General features: G+C 36.7%; 2 protein-coding genes. Both read left to right on the top strand.

Annotation, left to right across the window (positions count from 1 at the left end):
• The first annotated feature begins 67 nt into the window (after nt 1-67).
• A complete protein-coding gene (locus tag LMU01S_RS09940; RefSeq protein ID WP_056958929.1) occupies nt 68-781 on the top strand; it encodes a helix-turn-helix domain-containing protein in 714 nt (237 codons plus the stop codon).
• A gap of 29 nt (nt 782-810) precedes the next feature.
• The gene (locus LMU01S_RS09945; RefSeq protein ID WP_061773584.1) at nt 811-1629 is read left to right on the top strand and encodes an IS3 family transposase; all 819 of its coding nucleotides are present in this window, start codon (nt 811-813) and stop codon (nt 1627-1629) included.
• Nucleotides 1630-1647: the final 18 nt, after the last annotated feature.

The raw sequence follows: 1647 nt of genomic DNA on the forward strand, positions 1-1647 counted from the left end.
GGTTATAATGCCCTCTAAGTATACAGATGAAATAGAAAATTCATCTTATACTTGGAGGGTATTTTATATGTCTAGGAAATCAAAATACAGTGCAGAACAAAAATTAGCTATACTAAATGAACTAACCCGTTCTAATATCAGTGAGGTGGCTAAAAAGTATGCAGTGGGCAAAAAAACTATTAGAACTTGGGGGTATCTATATAAATATCAGGGCATTAATGGCTTACGATCTACTCACAATAATCATAGATATTCAAAGGAATTTAAATTATCTTTGGTGCAACAATATCAAAAATCAGATGAGTCGCTTGAAATATTCGCGATCAAGCATGGGCTAAAGTCCAAAACACAACTGCTAGATTGGATTATGCAGTATAATGAATCAAAACTAAAGGCTTATACGCCAAGAAAGCGAGATTCAATTATGCCAGGAAGAAAAACTACTTTTGAAGAACGATTATCGATAATCGAAGAGTTGATCAAGCATGATGTCAATTACAACTGGGCCGTAGAAAAATATAACGTTAGTTATCAACAAGTTTATGGGTGGTATCAAAAGTATCGTAAAAGTGGCAATGATCCACAATCACTTCGTGATCGTCGAGGCAAAACTAAGCCACAAAAAGAGTGGACAGAAATTGATCAGCTAAAGGCTGAGAATCGATTATTAAAGGCCCAACTTCTCCGTAAAGAAATGGAGGAAGCATACGCAAAAAAAGTGATGGAAATACGCAATCGGGAGGGAAACGATTCTTCAAACAACAAGCCATCAAAGAACTAAATAAAGAATATGGTTGGTCAATCGTTAGCTTGTGTCAAATCGCTGGTATTACTAGAGACGCCTATTACAAATGGATTCGCAGAAAGCCAAGTAAGCACGAAAATGAACAAGCAGAGTTACTTAGTTCAATTCTAGAATTGGAAGAAAAACATAAGTGGACTTTGGGTTATTTAGGTATGACGACACAACTGGCTTTTGAAAATAAACTGAATTTTAAAGTAGGGTTAAAGCGAGTAACCAACTGTATGCGAAAACATGGAATTAGAGCAAATATCCGTAAAAAGAAACATAATCGAGTTAAACGTCATGAGGAGTATATAAATGATAACCTACTCGACGGACAATTTGATCGACAAAGACCAAACGAAGTTTGGGTAACTGATACTACAGAAGTTCTGTATGGAGTAGATAAGTTAAAGAAGGCTCGAGTGCATATAGTTCTGGATCTGTACGGTCGTTATGCGTTGAGCTACAATATTTCCGTTACAGAAACTGCAATTTCGGCAATTGAAGTATTTAGACGAGCATTTAAAATAGAACCTGATGCGCATCCGATGATCCATACGGATCGCGGAGCAGCATACCGTTCTATTGATTTTAACGACTATTTAGCCAGTCGAAACTGTATTCATAGTATGTCTCACCCAGGACATCCTTGGGAAAACTCACCGATGGAACGTTGGTGGAATGACTTTAAACTAATTTGGTTAGCAAAACGCACTCGACCTAAGACGTTGGAAGAATTAGAGGAATCAGTAAAAGAATCTATTGAATATTTCAACACGCAACGTGCATATACATCAAAAAACGGCTTGACCGCAGAAAAATTCCGCGTTCAAACCGCATAAACTATTTTTCTATTTAAA

This window comes from Ligilactobacillus murinus DSM 20452 = NBRC 14221, assembly GCF_001591685.1.
Taxonomy (GTDB): Bacteria; Bacillota; Bacilli; order Lactobacillales; family Lactobacillaceae; genus Ligilactobacillus; species Ligilactobacillus murinus.